The following is a 16950-nucleotide window of genomic DNA, read 5'->3' on the forward strand; positions in this document are numbered from 1 at the left end:
ACCCCGGTCAAGTCCCTTGTGGTGGTGTAGCGCTGCGCGATCCTTGGGCGGTTGTTAGGCGGTGAGTGCGGGCAGGTCGTCGGCTCCGATCTCGGGGTTGGTGGTGGGGATGGTGGTGAGGCGGCAGCGGGCCAAGATCTCGAGGCCGAGGTAGCGGCGTCCTTCGGCCCATTCGTCGGTCTGTTCGGCCAGGACGGCGCCGACGAGGCGGACGATGGCGTCGCGGTTGGGGAAGATCCCGACGGCGTCGGTGCGGCGGCGGATCTCCTTGTTGAGTCGTTCGGCGGGGTTGTTGGACCAGATCTGGGTCCATACGTCCTTGGGGAAGGCGGTGAAGGCGAGGACGTCCTCGCGGGCGGCGGCGAGGTGGTCGGCGACGGCGGGGAGTTTCTCGGCGACGTAGTCGAGCAGTCGGTCGAACTGGGCGTGCACGGCGGTCGCGTCGGGCTGGTCGTAGACCGAGTGCAGCATCGCTTTCACCGCCGGCCACATGCTCTTGGGGCAGATCGACATGAGGTTGGCGGCGTAGTGGGTGCGGCACCGCTGCCAGCTGGCGCCGGGCAGGTTGGCTGCGATCGCCTCCCGCAGGCCGGCGTGGGCGTCGGAGGTGACGAGCCGGACACCGGCCAGGCCGCGGGCGACCAGATCGGCGAAGAACTCGTTCCACGCCGGCCCGGTTTCGCTGGTGGCAACGCGCATGCCGAGCACTTCGCGGTGCCCGTCGCCGTTGACTCCGGTCGCCAGCAGGACCACGGCGTTGACCACGCGGCCGCCCTCGCGGACCTTCATGGTCAGTGCGTCGGCGGCCACGAACGTGAACGGCCCGGACGCGTCGAGGGGACGGTGGCGGAAGTCGTCCACGATCGCGTCCAGGTCGGCAGCCATCCGCGACACCTGGGACTTCGACAGCGAGTCGATGCCGAGGGTCTTGACCAGCTTGTCCATCCGCCGGGTGCTCACCCCGGCGAGGTAGCAGTCAGCCACGACCGTGATCAGGGCCGCTTCGGCGCGTTTACGGCGCTCGAGCAGCCACTCGGGGAAGTAGGTGCCCTTGCGCAGCTTGGGGATCGCGACGTCGATGGTGCCGACGCGGGTGTCCAGGTCGCGGTGGCGGTAGCCGTTGCGCTGAGCTGCACGGCCCGGGCTGGGACGGCCCCACTCGGCGCCGGCGACGGCATCGGCATCAGCCGACAGCAGGGCGTTGATGATCGACTGCAGCAGGCTGCGCATCAGATCGGGCGAGGCCTCGGCGAGCGCTTCGCCAAGCAGGCCGGCAGGGTCGACAATATGTGGTGCGGTCATCGTGGTTGGTCCTCGAGGATTCTGTGGAAGGTTGACTCGAAGGATCACGCGGTGGCCGCTTCTTCGTCCGACGTACACGCCGGTGACGAACTCGGCGACCGCGCTACACCACTATCGGGGACTCAACTCGAACCCCGGCCACCACACGCTGCACCGCCCCACAGGCGCCCCGCGTTCACCCGCCTGCACCCGGCTGCGACCAACCTCATGGCCGGATCCAGGCCTACCCGTCAGCAGATCCGTTACGGTCGGTCACAGGCAATGGGCCGGCTGCGAGAGCGGTGTGTGGTACGGCGTGTCTGGGCCGGAGCACACGCCGCCCGGCGGGCGAGTGCTCGGGTAGCGGCCCTTCGGGTAGCGGCCGCTCGGGTAGCGGCCGCTCGGGTAGCGGCCGCTCGGGTAGCGGCCGCTCGGGTAGCGGCCGCTCGGGTAGCGGCCGCTCGGGGGATCGGACATCTTCTGGGGGATGGGAACAACAAATAGCCTGTCCAAGCCCACCAGTTCTTGTCTCAGCCCGCCGTTCTGGCCTGGGTCCCGACGCTTGGACCACGGGCTCCGGATGCCAATGGGTTGATCGCTGGCGTTGTTCGCGCGGTGGAGCCGTTGACTCGGCGGCTTACTGATCTCACGGCCAACCACCCATCACCCGACTGCAACCGACCTCACGGCCGACTACACCTAGTCGGTGTGCGGAGGCCGGGTCCGTCGGGGTGGGTCGGGGGCCAGGGTGCCGTCGGGGGCGATGTGCTCGAAGATCTGGTCGACCAGATTCAGCACGTGCGGGTCGTCGACGGTGTAGATGTGCCGGCGGCCTTCGCGGCGGGCGGTGATGATGCCGGCCAGCCGGAGCTTGCCGAGATGCTGGCTGGCGGTGGCGATACTCACGCCGACCCGCTCCGCCAGCGTGCCGACGTCGTACTCGCCCTGGGCCGCCAGTGACACCAGGTGCAGCCGCACCGGGGCAGAGAGCATCGCGAAGGTGCCGGCGGCGGAGTCCAGCTGTGCCTTCGTCGGTTCAGGGGATCTGGTCATCGCGCAGTCATTGTGACCGGTGGACGGGCCGGACGGCAGTCCGCCGAGCCGTCGTGAGCACGGTCTCATACTTTCGCAATTGCGAAAGTATCAAAACGGTGGCAGGCTGGAACCATGTTCCGAGCCCTCCGCCCTGTGCTCCTACTGCTCGTGGTGGCGATCCCCGCGGTCGCCCTCCGGCTGACCGGCACCCACCCGCCGGCGCTCGCGTCGATCCTCGTCTTCGGCCTCGCCGTCGTCGCCGCGTCGTTCGTGCTGGCCTGGGCCGCGGAGGCCGCAGAGGTGGACATCTCGGGCGGTCTGGCGATCGCGCTGCTGGCGGTCATCGCCGTACTCCCGGAGTACGCCGTCGACCTCTACTTCGCGCACACCGCCGGCTCGAACCCTGACTATGTGCAGTTCGCCGCGGCCAACATGACCGGCTCGAACCGGCTGCTCCTCGGCCTCGGCTGGTCCAGCGTCGTCCTCGTCAGCCTGTACGTCGCCTCCCGGCGCAGCGGGCAGACGGTCAAGGCGCTGGTGCTCGAGTCCGGCTACCGCCGCGAGCTCGGCTTCCTCGCGATCGCCGGCCTGGTCGCGTTCGTCATCCCGGTCACCGGCGAGATCCACCTGGTGCTCGGCATCCTGCTGCTCGCGTTCTTCGCCTACTACCTGTACCGCGCGGCGATCTCCGAGCACGACGCCGAGCCCGACCTGATCGGGCCGGCGGCGACGATCGGCGGCCTGCCGACGGTGCAGCGGCGGATCACGGTGATCGGGATGTTCCTGGCGTCGGCGGCGGTGATCCTGGCATCGGCGGAGCCGTTCGCGGACTCGCTGGTCGAGGGCGGCCGGGCGCTCGGGATCGACCAGTTCCTGCTGGTCCAGTGGCTGGCTCCGCTGGCCTCGGAGGCGCCGGAGTTCATCGTCGCCCTGCTGTTCGCCTGGCGGGGCAAGGGCGCGGCCGCGCTGGGTCTGCTGATCTCGGCCAAGGTGAACCAGTGGACCCTGCTGATCGGCAGCCTCCCGATCGCGTACGGCGTCGGCGGTGGACCGATCGCGCTGCACCTGGACGGACGGCAGATCGAGGAGTTCCTGCTGACCGCCACGCAGACCCTGCTCGGGCTCGCCGTACTGCTGAGTCTTCGCTTCCCGCGGTGGGCGGCCTGGACGCTGCTCGGTCTGTTCGCTGTCCAGTTCGCCGTACCGGGTCAGACCGGGCGGTATGTGCTGAGTGCGATCTACCTGGTGCTGGCGACCGTCGCGGTCGTCCACAACCGCCAGTACGTCGTCGCGACGCTGAGGTCGCCGTTCCGGCGGACAGGAAAGCCCGCCGACGCGGACCGCGCCGACGAGCTCCTCAACGCCTGATCAGCTGGCCTGCTGCTCTTCGACCTCGACCATCGGGTTGGTGCGGCGGCGCTCCTGCGGGCCCGGGCGGCCGCGACGGCGGCCGTAGAGGAACTTCTCGCCGGCAGCCGTACCGGTGAACTTGGTCCGGCGGGCCCACTCACGGCATTCCTCCAGCACCGGGCACGACGTCAGGCAGACCGCCTGGGCCTTGCGCTGCTCCCACTGGCTGGCGGTCTCGTCGTACGCCGGCGCCTGGCCGACGCAGGCGGCCTGGGTCATCCAACGGTCGGCGGGGTCGGCGATCACCGTCAAGGTCGGCCTCATGGGCACTCCTGCTCCTCATCGATCGGGCGGATCGAAACCGCGGGGGTTTCTCGCGGTAGGACCAGACTGAGCCAGCCTCGTTGCCCCGGTGCGACGCCCATGTTTCAGCCATGAAACGTCGTACGCCGCCTGTGTCACAGCTGTGCCGGTGACGCTAGGCCCCTCGGCGGACCATCCGGAGCTCGGTGACGTCGAAGAACGGCTCGTCGGCGACCGTCCCGTCCGCGACGAAACCCTTGCGGCGGTAGAACGCCTGGGCCCGCTCGTTCCCGTCCAGCACCCACAGGCTGGCGGGCGCGTTGCCAATCGCAACCTCCATCAGCCGGCTGCCGAGCCCAGTGCTCCACCAGGCCTTCCTGGTGTAGATCGCCTGCACCTCGATCGGGACCGGCGCGTCCTCGTCCTGGGTCGGCCGGATCGCGATGAATCCGACCACCCGGTCCCGCACCGGCGCCTCGGGGTCCGGGTTCAGCGCGACCCAGCGTGGCCGGCCTTCCTTCGCGGCGGTCGTCCAGCGCTCGATCCGGGTGTCGATGTCGGCGGTCCGCTCGGCCAGCTTGGCGGGATCGACGAGATCGGCGTACGCCTCCAGCCAGCACTGCAGATGACACCATGCGCCGGCTTCGGCGTCCTCGACTCCAGCCGGCCTGATCTCTGGTTGCACTCAGACAGTAAAGACGATCTTGCCGAACACGTCGCCCTCGTTCAGCTTCGCGAAGCCTTTGCGGGCGTCGGCGAGCGGGAGCATCGAGTCGATGTGCGGCGAGATGCCGGCGGTCGCCATGAACTGCATGAGCTCGGCCAGCTCGGTCCTGGTGCCCATCGTCGAGCCCTGGACCCGCAACTGCAGGAAAAAGATCCGGTTCAGCTCAGCCGACTTCGGCGCCTGGCCGCTGGTCGCGCCGGAGATGACCAGGGTGCCACCCTGCTTGAGCGACTTGAGCGAGTGCGACCAGGTCGCCTGACCGACCGTCTCCATCACCGCGTCGACCCGCTCCGGCATCCGCGCCCCTGACTCGAACGCGTCATGCGCGCCGATCTCCAGCGCCTTGGCCCGCTTCCCCTCGTCCCGGCTGGTCGCCCACACCCGCATCCCCGCGGCCCGCGCCAGCGTGATCAACGCGGTCGCCACACCGCCACCCGCGCCCTGCACCAGGACGGTGTCGCCCGGCTTGAGCCCCGACTGCGTGAACAGCATCCGGTACGCCGTCAGCCACGCGGTCGGCAGACACGCGGCCTGCTCGAAGCTCAGCCCGGCCGGCTTCGGTACGACGTTCCGCGCTGGTACGGCGACCTTCTCCGCAAGGGTGCCCTGGTAGCGCTCACTCAGCAGCGACCGCTTCGGGTCGAGCGTCTCGTCACCCTTCCAGGCCGGGTCCGAGATCACCGCGTGCACGACGACCTCGTTGCCGTCCGGGTCGACCCCGGCCGCGTCGCAGCCGAGGATCATCGGCAGGCTCTGCTCGGCCAGCCCGACCCCCTTGAGCGACCAGAGGTCGTGGTGATTGAGCGCCGTCGCCCGCACGTCAATCGTCATCCAGCCCTCGGGCACCGTCGGATCGGGGCGCTCCCCCACCTCCAGAGCGGCGATCGGGTCGTCGGCGTCGAACTTGGCAGCGTAGGCAGCAAGCATGCGGACCACCTTAGGCGGTGGTACGCACCAAGTCAGTTACCGAACTCACCACCCATCCCCAGTCAAGGGGTTATCCGGCTCTTCTGACTGACGTGTGGGTGTGGGCGGGTGCGGTCGCGGTACCGCGGACTTTTCGACAGGACGTGTTCGCGGTCAGCTGGCCGACCTCGGCTCACGCAATCGTCCATCACCTGGTCGGTGGGGTTCGGTGGGGTCTGTGTCTGGTCCGAGGAGGGTTTTAGCCCGGTCCGGGAGGAAAACCCTCCCCAAACCGGCAGGAAAACCCCCACCCGAACAGAACGGGGCGCATCCCGGGCCGGTGTCTCCGTGCCCACACCCTCCAGCGCCACGGACCCGTGGCCAGCCCTCTCCCCCGCTCCGATCGGGGTCGGGGGAGTCTGGCCCGCCGAGGTGGGTAACGCTCCCCCCAGGACAAACCCCCGCCGACCAACAGCGGCCGACCGTCGACTGGCCGCACTCACTAAGCCGGTCCGCTCGGGCGCCGAGTGCACGCCGCCGAGCGGGGCATGTCTGGCATCGCGCTCTTGGCGAGTGGTGCAGGTCCGGTCCAGGCGCGGCATCGCCCAACCCGCCACCACCGCCGGGGCGGGGGGTGGGCGGACGTCCCGGCCATCACAATCATCGACACGCCGCGATCGTCGGTGGGAGGCGTTCGTCCTCGCCTCGTTGTGATGGCCTGGCGATCCGATCGACGGCGCGGCGACACCCACGGAACCGACCGGAGCGCCGGATATCCCTGCGACTGCTGGGTTCTCCCCCCTGGTGTACCGAGGGAGAACCACAAACCGAGGGGATATCCGGCCGTCCTGCCCGCCTGACCTGCCCGGCCGTCCGGCTGCCACCACCCGTCGTCGCGATCGGTCACTTTGTGCACGAGATCCGTACGGCGACGACCTCGGCGTACGTATCTGGTGCACAAAGTCGCCCCCGACTGGCCCGAATTGGGCACCCACGGAAACGACACAAGAGCCGGATATCCCACTGAGCGGGTGCGGTGGAGTGACCGCGGGAGCCGTGCCTCAGGCGCGGGCGACGCCGTCGGTGTGGGCGGCGGTGGCGACCGCGCCTGCGACTGCGGGGGCGACGCGCTCGTCGAAGGGCGACGGGATGATGTAGTCGGGGCGCAGGTCGGCTTCCGCGATCAGGTTCGCGAGCGCGTCGGCCGCGGCCAGTTTCATGCCCTCGGTGATGCGGGACGCGTTGGCGTCGAAGGCCCCGCGGAAGATGCCGGGGAACGCGAGGACGTTGTTGATCTGGTTCGGGAAGTCCGAGCGGCCGGTCGCGACCACGGCGGCGTGCCGGTGCGCGATGTCCGGGTGCACCTCGGGGTTCGGGTTCGCCAGCGCGAAGATCATCGCCCCGTCGGCCATCCGCGCGATCGCGTCCTCGGGCACGGTCCCACCGGACACTCCGAGGAAAAGGTCCGCACCTTCCAGCGCGTCGACCAGCCGGCCGGACAGCCCGCCGGTGTTGGTGTCGCGGGCCAGCGAGAGCTTCACCGGGTTCAGGTCGGCGCGATCCTCGTGCAGCACGCCCTTGCTGTCGACGACGGCCAGGTCGCCAACCCCTGCCTGCAAAAGGATCCTGGCGCACGCCACCCCGGCCGCACCGGCGCCGGAGATCACCACGCGGATGTCTTCGATCGACTTCCCGGTGACCCGGAGCGCGTTCCGCAGAGCCGCGAGTACGACGACGGCCGTGCCGTGCTGGTCGTCGTGGAAGACCGGGATGTCCAGCCGCTCCTTCAGCCGCCGCTCGATCTCGAAGCAGCGGGGTGCGGAGATGTCCTCCAGGTTGATGCCGCCGAACGTCGGAGCCATCCGGGCCACGGTCTCGACGAACTCGTCCACGTCGGTGCAGTCCAGCGCGATCGGCACCGAGTCGACGCCGCCGAACTCCTTGAACAGCAGGGCCTTGCCCTCCATCACCGGCAGCGACGCGGCCGGCCCGATGTCGCCGAGGCCGAGTACGGCGGTGCCGTCGGTGACGACCGCGACCACGTTGGACTTCCAGGTGTAGCGGCGTACCAGGGACGGGTCCTCGGCGATCGCGGTGCAGACCCGGGCGACGCCCGGCGTGTAGGCCTTGGACAGGTCGTCGGCGTCGCGGACATGGACCGAGGACGTCACCTCGATCTTCCCGCCGCGGTGCAGCTCGAAGACGGCGTCACCCGCGAACGGGTCGGAAACCTCAGGTGAAAATGGCTGGGCGACCATCAGAGCCCTTTCGGAAAACTTGGAGGAAGTGTTCGACAGCAGGGGATCGCCCGTGCGTACGAGTAAACCACAGGGGTAACTGGTCTGCTGTGAGGGGTCCCACAGCGGGTGACGATCCCGTTTCGCTGCGGGAGGAACGCACCCGCACCTTCCTCCGCCGGGTTCTGGACCCGACCCACGTCGAGCCGGGCTGAGACGCCGTACGTCGTCACGCTGCGTGCCCGGGTGGTCGACGGGCCGCACGCGACGACTACGAATCGGTCTCCATTCCGGGTTGGTCCGTGCATCCCACGCCTGCGGCTGTGTCAAGATGCGGACACATGGCGCCGGGCCTGCCGGTGCCCAGGTTTGGAGGGCTAGATGTCTGTCCTGCGTAGGACGCTGGTGTTGTCCGGCGTCCTGGTTCTGGCCGCGGCCGGCTGCGGTTCGAACTCGCTCGAAGGCGGTTCGACCAGTGCGCCGACCAGCGCCCCGTCGAGTGCGCCCTCCAGTGGCGGCCCGGACCTGAGCGGGTCCCTGCCGCCGAAGGTCAAGAGCGCCGGCAAGATCGTCGTCGGCGTCGACGCCAGCTACCCGCCCAACGAGTTCCTGCAGGGCGGCAAGACCGTCGTCGGTATGGACGTCGACCTGTTCAACGCGGTGGCGCAGAAGTTCGGCGTCACGGTCGACTGGCAGCCGGCCGGGTTCGACACCATCATCACCGGTGTCCAGGGCGGCAAGTACGACGTCGGCGTCTCGTCGTTCACGATCAACGACAAGCGCAAGGCGCAGGTCAACATGGTGAGCTACTTCAACGCCGGCACACTGTGGGCGACCGCGAAGGGCAACCCGAAGGGCGTCAACCCCGACGACGCGTGCGGCAAGACCGTCGCGGTCCAGAAGGGTACGACGCAACTCGAGGACGACATCCCGAAGCGGCAGGCCAAGTGCAAGGCCGACGGCAAGCCGGAGATCAAGCTCGTGGTCCGGGAGAAGCAGGACCAGGCGACCGCGGACCTGGTCGGCGGCAAGGCCGACGCGATGCTGGCCGACTCCCCCGTCGTGCTGTACGCGATCAGCCAGACCAACGGTCAGCTCGAGAAGCTCGGCGACATCTACGACGCCGCGCCGTACGGCTACGTGGTCCCGAAGGCGCAGACCGCGTTCGCGCAGGCGATCGTCGAGGCGCTGAAGGCGATGAACGCCGATGGCTCGTACAAGTCCACGCTGGCCAAGTGGAACAACGACTCGGGTGCGATCACCGACTTCGCCGTGAACCCGTGAGCTGACCATGAGCACTGACACCGAAGCCCGCCCGGCCGCGTCGGATGCCGACCGGCCGGGCCGGATCGATGCCGTACCGGTCCGGCATCCCGGCCGCTGGGTCGCGATCGCGGTCATCGCCGTCCTGTTCGCGATGCTGGTGCACCTGCTGGTGACCAACAAGGCGTTCGACTGGCGCTTCGTCTTCCAGGCGATGAGCCAGCAGCCGGTGATCAACGGCTTCATCAAGGGCACCCTGCTGGTCACCGTGCTGTCGATGATCGTCGGCGTGGTGGGCGGCGTCATCCTGGCGGTGATGCGGCTGTCCGACAACCCGATCCTGGCCGGCGTGGCCTGGGTGTTCACGTGGTTCTTCCGCAGCATCCCGCGCTACATCCTGCTGTTCACGATGGGCACGCTGGGCATCCTGTTCCAGCAGGGTGTCTCCTTAGGGGTGCCCTTCGACTGGAAGATCATGGAGTGGCTGGGACTGTCCGGCGACTGGCGGTTCTACACCCTGGACGCGAACCAGATCTTCACCGGTCTGGTCGCCGGTGTGATCGGGCTCGGGCTGTCGGAGGCGGCGTACATGGCCGAGATCGCCCGGGCCGGCATCCTCAGCGTCGACAAGGGCCAGGCCGAGGCGGCCGAGGCGCTCGGGATGGGCAGTGGCAAGGTGATGCGACGTGTCGTGCTGCCGCAGGCGATGCGGGTGATCGTGCCGCCGACCGGGAACGAGACGATCGCGATGCTGAAGGACACCTCGCTGCTGCTGGCGGTTCCGGTCCTCGGCGAGTTGTTCTACCAGCTGCAGTCGATCGGGAGCACGTACTACAAGACGTTCCCGATCGCCGTCGCGGCGACGCTGTACTACCTGGCCGCGACGAGCGTGCTGATGATCGGCCAGTACTTCCTCGAGCGGCACTTCGGCCGGGGCTTCGGAACCCAGGCGCCGCGGGCCACCCGCCCAGCCGGCGCAGGGGGTGTGTGATGACCGCCGCGGCAGCCGCTGAGCCGGCCGAGTCCCTGACCCAACCGCTCGTGCACGCGGTGAACGTGACCAAGTCCTTCCACCACGTCGAGGTGCTGAAGGGCATCGACCTCGACGTCGAACGCGGTCAGGTGGTCTGCCTGCTCGGCCCGTCGGGATCCGGAAAGACGACGTTCCTGCGCTGTATCAACCAGCTCGAGACGATCGACGGCGGCCGGATCTGGGTGGACGGCGACCTGATGGGGTACACCGATCGCGGCGGGCGGCTGTATCGCCTGAAGAACAAGGAGATCGCGGCCCAGCGGCGCGAGATCGGGATGGTGTTCCAGCGGTTCAACCTGTTCCCGCACAAGACCGCGCTGCAGAACATCATCGAGGCGCCGACCCAGGTCCGGGGCGAGTCGAAGAAGAGCGCCCGGGAGCGGGCGATGAAACTGCTCGACCGGGTCGGACTCGCGGAGCGCTGCAACGCCTACCCGGCGCAGCTGTCCGGCGGCCAGCAACAACGCATCGCGATCGCCCGTGCGCTGGCGATGCAACCGAAGCTGATGCTGTTCGACGAGCCGACGTCCGCCCTCGACCCGGAACTCGTCGGCGAGGTCCTCGCGGTGATGCGTGAGCTGGCCGACGACGGGATGACGATGATCGCGGTGACGCACGAGATGGAGTTCGCCCGTGAGGTCGCCGACACGGTCATGTTCATGGACGGCGGCGTGGTGGTCGAGTCCGGGCCGCCACGCGAGGTGCTCAACAACCCGCAGCACCAGCGCACGAAGACGTTCCTGACCCGGCTGCGCTCCGCGCACGAACACCCGTGAAGCCTCGCGAGAGGGCCGGTCCCGTCGACGGGACCGGCCCTCTCGCCGTGCATATCAAGCCGGCAGAGTGGAAGGATGTACGACGTGGTGGTCCGATCGGCCGCCCGACTCGAGGGAGGCAGTGTGAGCAGCACCGGACGTTCCGCCGAGGTCCGCCTGAGCATTCCGGCGGACAGCGCCTACATCGCGGTACCGCGGTCGGTGGTCGGCAACCTGGCTGCTCGCAACGACTTCACCCTGGACGCGATCGACGACCTGCGGATCGCCGTCGACGAGGCCTGCGCGCTGCTGCTGCCGCAAGCCTCGGACGGCGTGCTGGAGTGCGTGTTCGAGATCGAGCCGCCGCAGCTGACCGTGCGCACGAGCGCCGTCGTACCGCACGGCTGGCGGCCGGACACCAGCGCGTTCGGCTGGACCGTGCTGACCGCGCTGGTCGAGTCGGCGGCCGCCGAAACCATCGATGGCCGGCTCACCATCACCGTGACGGCAACCGCCACCGCCACGGAGAAGGCGTGATCGACGACCGAGCCCTGGGCGAGCCCCAGGAAACCCCAGATCTGCGTACCCGGACGGCTGCACTGTTCTCGGCGATGGCTGCTACCGGCGCGGGCGATCCGCGGCACACGGCGGCCCGCGACGGCCTGGTCGCGCTGCACATGCCGCTGGTCGAGCACCTGGCCCGCCGCTTCCGCAACCGCGGCGAGCCGTACGACGACCTCGTCCAGGTGGCCACCATCGGTTTGATCAAAGCGATCGATCGCTTCGACTCCGACCGTGGCGTCGAGTTCTCGACGTACGCGACACCGACGATCCTGGGCGAGATCAAGCGGTACTTCCGGGACAAGGGCTGGGCGATCCGGGTGCCGCGGCGGCTGCAGGAGCTCCGGTTGTCGCTGACCGCGGCGACGGCCGAGCTGACCCAGGAGCTGGGCCGGGCGCCGACGGTGGCCGAGCTGTCGGACCGACTGGGACTCTCACCGGATCTGGTGATCGAGGGGCTCGAGTCCGCCAACGCTTACAACACGTTGTCCCTGGACGCCCCGGATCAGAACGAGGCCGACGCGACCACAGTCCTGGACGGACTCGGCGGCGAGGACGAAGCGTTGGAGAGCGTGGAGTACCGGGAGTCCCTGAAGCCGCTGCTGGCCCAGCTGGACACCCGGGAGAAGCGGATCCTGACACTGCGCTTCTTCCGCGGCATGACGCAGTCCCAGATCGCCGAGGAGATCGGGATCTCGCAGATGCACGTCTCCCGGCTGCTGGCCCGCACGCTGACCGAGCTGCGGACCGGGCTTCTGAAGGAGTAGCCGCCTAGAGGACCGGGTGGTCCTTGGTCGGGTTGTCGGCCAGGGCCTCGGTGGAGACCTTCTGGAAGACGCAGATCAGGACGCCGACGGACGCGACCGCGAGCGCGATCGAGACGGCCTTGGTGGCCCCGCCCCAGAAGCTGTAGGCGACCAGGAGCTGGATCAGCTGGGCGAACACGGTCGGGCCCCGGCTCCAGGTCGACGCCCGGGACAGCCCACGGGCGACGAATCCGAGGCCGACGCCGTACGCGACGAAGAACGCGGCGGTGGTCAGACCGAGCACCAAACGGGATCGATCGAGGGTAAATGCTTCGGCAATTCCCAAAACGATGAGCACAAGCCCTTCCGCAGCGACCACAGCCGCGGCTACTTTGAGCGGTCTCGGTACGGCGGCAGCTGGGGAGTCGGTCGGCACTTCGCCAGCTTAGTGCCCCCTGCCGGGTGTACTTCGGGCGCAAGGGACGACCACCTGCTCTTTCCGCGAGCCCGACCGGTCGCGGAACCCAGGCCCCACAAGGGATTTGAGGTTGTGCGTAACCAAAAGGTGGTTGGAACGGTTACCTGCAGTGAACGGGTGAGCGCAGCCGGAGCCCTCTGTCCGATATTCGGATGGGGAGAACCGCTGTGCGCCGGTTCGTAGTGTTAAGGAAGTGTTGTGATCTGATCGACAACTCCAGAACCCTTGTTTCACCCAGCTGAGATTGGGAACATGGTCTCGTTCGTGAAAACGTTCACAACACGCTTCACGCACGAACCCCCCGTGCGAGACGAATCACGAGTACAGCACCGCTGATCGGGCACAGACCTACCCGACAGGCTACGACAACTACTGAGAGAGATGGGATCCGCCATGGATTGGCGCCACCGGGCCGTATGCCTCGACGAGGACCCGGAACTGTTCTTCCCCATCGGCAACACCGGGCCCGCGATCATGCAGATCGAGGAGGCCAAGCAGGTGTGCCGTCGCTGCGACGTGCGTGAGCAGTGCCTCGCCTGGGCGCTGGAAGCCGGCCAGGACCACGGTGTCTGGGGTGGCCTGAGCGAGGACGAGCGCCGCGCCCTGAAGCGCCGCAACGCTCGCGCCCGCATCCGCACCGCCTGACCACATTCTCCGAGGCCCCGCGGATCAGCCCGCGGGGCCTTTCGCTTTCCGGACGCGTTGCGTCCGAAGATGTGAGGGTTCCGACCCTCGGATGTTCGGACGTAACGAGTCAGTCCTTGACCGGCAGGTCCAGGGTGACCTGGGTGCCGGCTTTGCCGTCGTGGCGGGGCCCGAACTGCAGGGTGCCGTCCAGTTCGCCGATGACGAGCGTACGGACGATGGACAGGCCGAGGTTCCCGGACAGCTCCGAATCGAAGTTCGCCGGTAGGCCCTGGCCGTCGTCCACCACGGTGACGTGCAGCCGGCCGACCGAGCGATCCGCGGCCAGCTCGATCGTGCCGCTCGCCGCTCCGCCCTCGCGCGTACCGAACGCATGCTCCACCGAGTTCTGCATGAGCTCCGTGAGCACCATCGCCAACGGGGTCGCGATCTCGGAGTCGAGAACGCCGAAGCTCCCACTCCGCTTGGTCTCGACGGAGGTGTTGACGGTCGACACATCGGCCACCATCAGCGCGATCCGGTCCGCGACGTCGTCGAAGTCCACATGCTCGTCGAAGGATTCCGACAGCGTCTCGTGCACGATCGCGATCGACCCGACCCGCCGGACCGCCTCGGCCAGCGCGGCCTGGCCCTCCGGCACGGTGATCCGCCGTCCTTGCATCCGCAGTAACGCGGCGACGGTCTGCAAGTTGTTCTTGACGCGATGATGAATCTCCCGGATGGTCGCCTCCTTGGTGACCAGCTCCCGCTCCCGGCTCCGCAGCTCCGTCACGTCCCGGAGCAGGATCAGCGCCCCCACGTGCTGCCCGTCCGCGCGCAGCGGGATCGCGCGCAGGAACAGCGTGGCGTCGGAGTTCTCGATCTCGATCTCCTTGGCCGCCCGCCCGGTCAGCACCGAGGCCAGCACATCGTCCACCTTGTGCCCACTGTGCAGCAGCTCACCGGTGACGTCCTTCAGCCTGCTCCCGACCAGGTCGGTGACGAGTCCCATCCGCCGGTACGCCGACAACGCGTTCGGGCTGGCGAACGTCACCATTCCGTGCCGATCGACCCGGATGCACCCGTCACCCACGCGCGGGGTGGTGGACAGCAGCCGTTCCCCGCCGTACGGGAAGATGCCGTCGGTGATCATCCGGGCCAGGTCGGTCGCGCTCTGCAGATAGGCGATCTCCAGCCGCGACGGCGTCCGGACGCCGAGCAGGTTGGTGTTGCGCGCGATCACCGCGATCACGCGCGTGCCGCGGCGTACCGGGATCGTCTCGACGCGGACGGGGACGTCGTCGCGCCACTCCGGGTCGCCCTCGCGACAGATCCGGCCGCCGTCGTACGCCTGGTCGAGCAGGTGCCGGCGGCCGCGCGGGATGAAGCTGCCGACGATGTCGTCCAGGTACGCCGTGGGCCCGGTGGTGGGCCGCATCTGCGCCCCGGCCCAGAACCCGAGCCCCTCGGTGTCGGGCAGCCAGAGCACCAGGTCGGCGAACGACAGGTCGGCCAGCATCTGCCAGTCGGAGACGAGCAACTGCAGGCGATCCAGGTCGGCCTGGTCCAGGGTCGTGTGGTTACGGGCCACGTCGGTCAGAGACGGCACGGTTCGATGCTACCGATGGCGTATACCAGTACCTGCGGTGGTCCGCTCGACAAGTAGGTGCGGGTAGGTGTTGATTGATCAGGGCCGGATGAAAGGATGCTCGGGTGGAGTCGACGTACTGGCAGGACGTGATGGCCGCGGACTACGCGGTACCGGGCGACCGTGCGCTGGCCGACCTCACCGAGGAGCTCGTCCGCGGCCTCGCCAGCACCAACCCGCAGGTCCGCGACGCGCTGGCCTACCCGACGCTGGCGACCTGGCTGGAGCGCGGGGTGTACGACGATCTCCTGCCCGGGTTCGGGGACGGTCTGTGCGCCGGCCTGAACTACGGGCTGGGTGAGGACGGCACCGACACGGTGTTCCGCCGCTCGTTCACCGCGCTGACGCTCGCGGAGGTGATCCACCGCGACAACGCCGAGTTCCTGGTGCACGACGAGGTGGTGATGCGGTGGGGCGACCGGCTGGCCACCTGGCTGCTGCGGGAGCGCGACCTGCGCGGGTTCGTGCCGGACTGCGGCTGGGCGCATGCCGTTGCCCACGGCGCCGATGCGATCGGCGCGCTGGCCCGCTCCCGGCACTGCGACGCCGGGGTCCTCCGCGCGCTGCTCGACGTACTCGCGGACCGGATCGTCAAGGACACGCAGTACCGCTGGGTGCACGAGGAGCACGACCGCGTCGCGCATGCGGTGATGACGATCCTGCACCGGAACATGCTGACCAGCGACGAGCTCGAGCGCTGGCTGAAGCCGATCGCGGCGACCGCGGCGCAGCAGCCGTTGATGCACGAGACCCTGCCGGAGTGGCCGACACCGTCGGTGTTCAACGCCCGCGGCGTGCTGCACGTGCTGCTGAGCCAGCTCGCGATCGGCGTGAAGGGCTTCCCGATCCCGGGCGACGACGAGCTCTTCGGCCGGCCGATCGAGGCCCGCGCCGACCTGCTGCTGATGGTGACCGAATCGGTCCAGGCGTCGCAGCCCTACATCTACCGTCCCGCGACTAACCCGCAGTCATAGGTGCGGCGACGGTCGCGACGACCGCACGGTGATCGGTGCCCGGGATCGCGTACGTCGTGAACCGCTCCGGCTGGAATTGCCGGGTCACCACCACGTGGTCGATCTGGGCCCGCACGACGGCCGGTTGATCCGCCGGCCAGGTCCCCACCAGCCCACCGCCCACCGCCGGCGCCACGCTCCGGCAGTTGCCGCCCAGCGCGTGCCGGAAGTCCGCGTGATCGAGCGTCGCGTTGAAGTCGCCGGCCACGATCGTCGGCGGATCCTCCGAGCACCAGCGCCGGAGCACCTGGAGGTCCTGCTTCCAGGTCGTCACCGCGTCCGGCAGCGGCGGGAAGCCGTGGTAGGCGATCAGCCGGATCTCCCCGAGATTGCCGCCGGTCACGATGATGTGGCCGAAGGCCGTCCCCGGCTCGGCCCGGAAGGCCACCGGACCGAGCGACGGCGAGACCAGCACACTCGTCGCACTCTCCACCGCCTTGCTCGGCTGCGCCGTATATCCCCTGTACTGCAGGTCTTGCAGCTGCGCGCGGATCTCCTCACGGACGTCGACCGGTGCCTCGGGCAACGAAACCAGATCGGGCCTCCGCGCCCGGATGACCTCGGCGACGGCGCCCGCGTCCGCCCCGCCGCCGAGCAGATTGGCCACCATGATCGTCAGCACCCGGGACCCGGCCGGTGCAGGTCGTGCGTCCGAGAACTGCCGCGGTGCGGTCAACGCGGCTCCGGTCAGGGCCAGTACGGCGACAAGGGCTGCCGCGAGGCGCCAGCCCCGCCGTACGAGCATCACCAGGGCCAGCACCAGCGCCACGGCAAGCCCCTGCGGCCGGAAGGCGACGAGCTGGGCGAACGGCGTCACTTCGTCCAGCCCGAACAGCTCCGGATACAGCGGCACGGCAACGACCACCAGGAACAACACGGACAGCACGACCCGCCGGACCAACCATGCGCGTTCGTTATCCATGAACCACCCTGAAGATCTAGTCGGTCATGCGGACGAACGGTAGCGTGCTCCGTTGCGCCTGCTACGTC

At 68.8% G+C, this 16950-nt stretch carries 18 protein-coding genes; 8 read left to right on the forward strand and 10 right to left on the reverse strand.

Going from position 1 to position 16950, the window contains the following annotated elements; genetic code table 11:
- Window positions 1–54: 54 nt before the first annotated feature.
- The 3 genes from OG555_RS02270 to OG555_RS02280 form a co-directional block, all read right to left on the reverse strand.
- The gene (locus OG555_RS02270; protein ID WP_329475051.1) at window positions 55–1302 is read right to left on the reverse strand and encodes an IS256 family transposase; all 1248 of its coding nucleotides are present in this window, start codon (window positions 1300–1302) and stop codon (window positions 55–57) included.
- Window positions 1303–1554: 252 nt separating this feature from the next.
- Window positions 1555–1758: a hypothetical protein gene (locus OG555_RS02275; RefSeq protein ID WP_329480699.1), complete on the reverse strand. Its 204-nt coding sequence runs from the start codon at window positions 1756–1758 to the stop codon at window positions 1555–1557.
- A gap of 222 nt (window positions 1759–1980) precedes the next feature.
- Window positions 1981–2334, reverse strand: coding sequence for an ArsR/SmtB family transcription factor (locus tag OG555_RS02280; RefSeq protein ID WP_328518813.1), 354 nt, complete (start codon window positions 2332–2334; stop codon window positions 1981–1983).
- 114 nt (window positions 2335–2448) lie between these two features.
- Between OG555_RS02280 and OG555_RS02285 the strand changes: the two genes are divergently transcribed.
- Window positions 2449–3684, forward strand: a complete 1236-nt coding sequence (locus OG555_RS02285) for a sodium:proton exchanger (protein ID WP_329480700.1) — start codon at window positions 2449–2451, stop codon at window positions 3682–3684.
- Here OG555_RS02285 and OG555_RS02290 read toward each other — a convergent pair whose 3' ends face one another.
- The 4 genes from OG555_RS02290 to OG555_RS02305 form a co-directional block, all read right to left on the reverse strand.
- Window positions 3685–3990: a WhiB family transcriptional regulator gene (locus tag OG555_RS02290; RefSeq protein WP_329480701.1), complete on the reverse strand. Its 306-nt coding sequence runs from the start codon at window positions 3988–3990 to the stop codon at window positions 3685–3687.
- Window positions 3991–4144: 154 nt separating this feature from the next.
- Window positions 4145–4654: a GNAT family N-acetyltransferase gene (locus OG555_RS02295; protein WP_329480702.1), complete on the reverse strand. Its 510-nt coding sequence runs from the start codon at window positions 4652–4654 to the stop codon at window positions 4145–4147.
- Window positions 4655–5623, reverse strand: a complete 969-nt coding sequence (locus tag OG555_RS02300; RefSeq protein WP_329480703.1) for a zinc-binding dehydrogenase — start codon at window positions 5621–5623, stop codon at window positions 4655–4657.
- 1040 nt (window positions 5624–6663) lie between these two features.
- Window positions 6664–7860 (reverse strand): NAD(P)-dependent malic enzyme, encoded by a 1197-nt coding sequence (locus OG555_RS02305; RefSeq protein ID WP_329480704.1) that lies wholly within the window; start codon window positions 7858–7860, stop codon window positions 6664–6666.
- Between the two features lie 360 nt (window positions 7861–8220).
- Between OG555_RS02305 and OG555_RS02310 the strand changes: the two genes are divergently transcribed.
- From OG555_RS02310 to OG555_RS02330, 5 genes are all read left to right on the forward strand, one after another.
- Complete coding sequence (locus OG555_RS02310; protein ID WP_329480705.1) at window positions 8221–9123, forward strand: ABC transporter substrate-binding protein; 903 nt, start codon at window positions 8221–8223, stop codon at window positions 9121–9123.
- 7 nt (window positions 9124–9130) lie between these two features.
- Window positions 9131–10093: an amino acid ABC transporter permease gene (locus OG555_RS02315; protein WP_329480706.1), complete on the forward strand. Its 963-nt coding sequence runs from the start codon at window positions 9131–9133 to the stop codon at window positions 10091–10093.
- Complete coding sequence (locus OG555_RS02320; RefSeq protein ID WP_329480707.1) at window positions 10093–10911, forward strand: amino acid ABC transporter ATP-binding protein; 819 nt, start codon at window positions 10093–10095, stop codon at window positions 10909–10911. The genes OG555_RS02315 and OG555_RS02320 overlap by 1 nt, the downstream gene beginning before the upstream one ends.
- A 123-nt stretch (window positions 10912–11034) precedes the next feature.
- Window positions 11035–11427, forward strand: a complete 393-nt coding sequence (locus tag OG555_RS02325; protein WP_329480708.1) for an ATP-binding protein — start codon at window positions 11035–11037, stop codon at window positions 11425–11427.
- Window positions 11424–12218, forward strand: coding sequence for an RNA polymerase sigma factor SigF (locus OG555_RS02330; protein WP_329480709.1), 795 nt, complete (start codon window positions 11424–11426; stop codon window positions 12216–12218). The genes OG555_RS02325 and OG555_RS02330 overlap by 4 nt, the downstream gene beginning before the upstream one ends.
- 4 nt (window positions 12219–12222) lie before the next feature.
- Here the strand turns inward: OG555_RS02330 and OG555_RS02335 are convergent, their stop codons facing one another.
- Complete coding sequence (locus OG555_RS02335; RefSeq protein WP_329480710.1) at window positions 12223–12501, reverse strand: hypothetical protein; 279 nt, start codon at window positions 12499–12501, stop codon at window positions 12223–12225.
- Between the two features lie 567 nt (window positions 12502–13068).
- Here OG555_RS02335 and OG555_RS02340 point away from each other — a divergent pair.
- Window positions 13069–13320: a WhiB family transcriptional regulator gene (locus tag OG555_RS02340; protein ID WP_012922773.1), complete on the forward strand. Its 252-nt coding sequence runs from the start codon at window positions 13069–13071 to the stop codon at window positions 13318–13320.
- Window positions 13321–13429: 109 nt separating this feature from the next.
- Here OG555_RS02340 and OG555_RS02345 read toward each other — a convergent pair whose 3' ends face one another.
- Window positions 13430–14908 carry a sensor histidine kinase gene (locus OG555_RS02345; RefSeq protein ID WP_329480711.1) on the reverse strand — a complete coding sequence of 493 codons (1479 nt, stop codon included), beginning with the start codon at window positions 14906–14908 and terminating at the stop codon, window positions 13430–13432.
- Between the two features lie 104 nt (window positions 14909–15012).
- Between OG555_RS02345 and OG555_RS02350 the strand changes: the two genes are divergently transcribed.
- On the forward strand, window positions 15013–15921 hold the full coding sequence (locus OG555_RS02350; protein WP_329480712.1) for a DUF2785 domain-containing protein: 909 nt from the start codon (window positions 15013–15015) through the stop codon (window positions 15919–15921).
- On the opposite strand, the gene OG555_RS02355 is transcribed toward OG555_RS02350, so the two are convergent.
- Window positions 15905–16882: an endonuclease/exonuclease/phosphatase family protein gene (locus OG555_RS02355; RefSeq protein WP_329480713.1), complete on the reverse strand. Its 978-nt coding sequence runs from the start codon at window positions 16880–16882 to the stop codon at window positions 15905–15907. The two genes, OG555_RS02350 and OG555_RS02355, sit on opposite strands and share 17 nt — an antisense overlap.
- Between the last annotated feature and the right edge of the window lie 68 nt (window positions 16883–16950).

Source organism: Kribbella sp. NBC_01484, assembly GCF_036227145.1.
In the GTDB taxonomy this organism is placed as follows: domain Bacteria; phylum Actinomycetota; class Actinomycetes; order Propionibacteriales; family Kribbellaceae; genus Kribbella.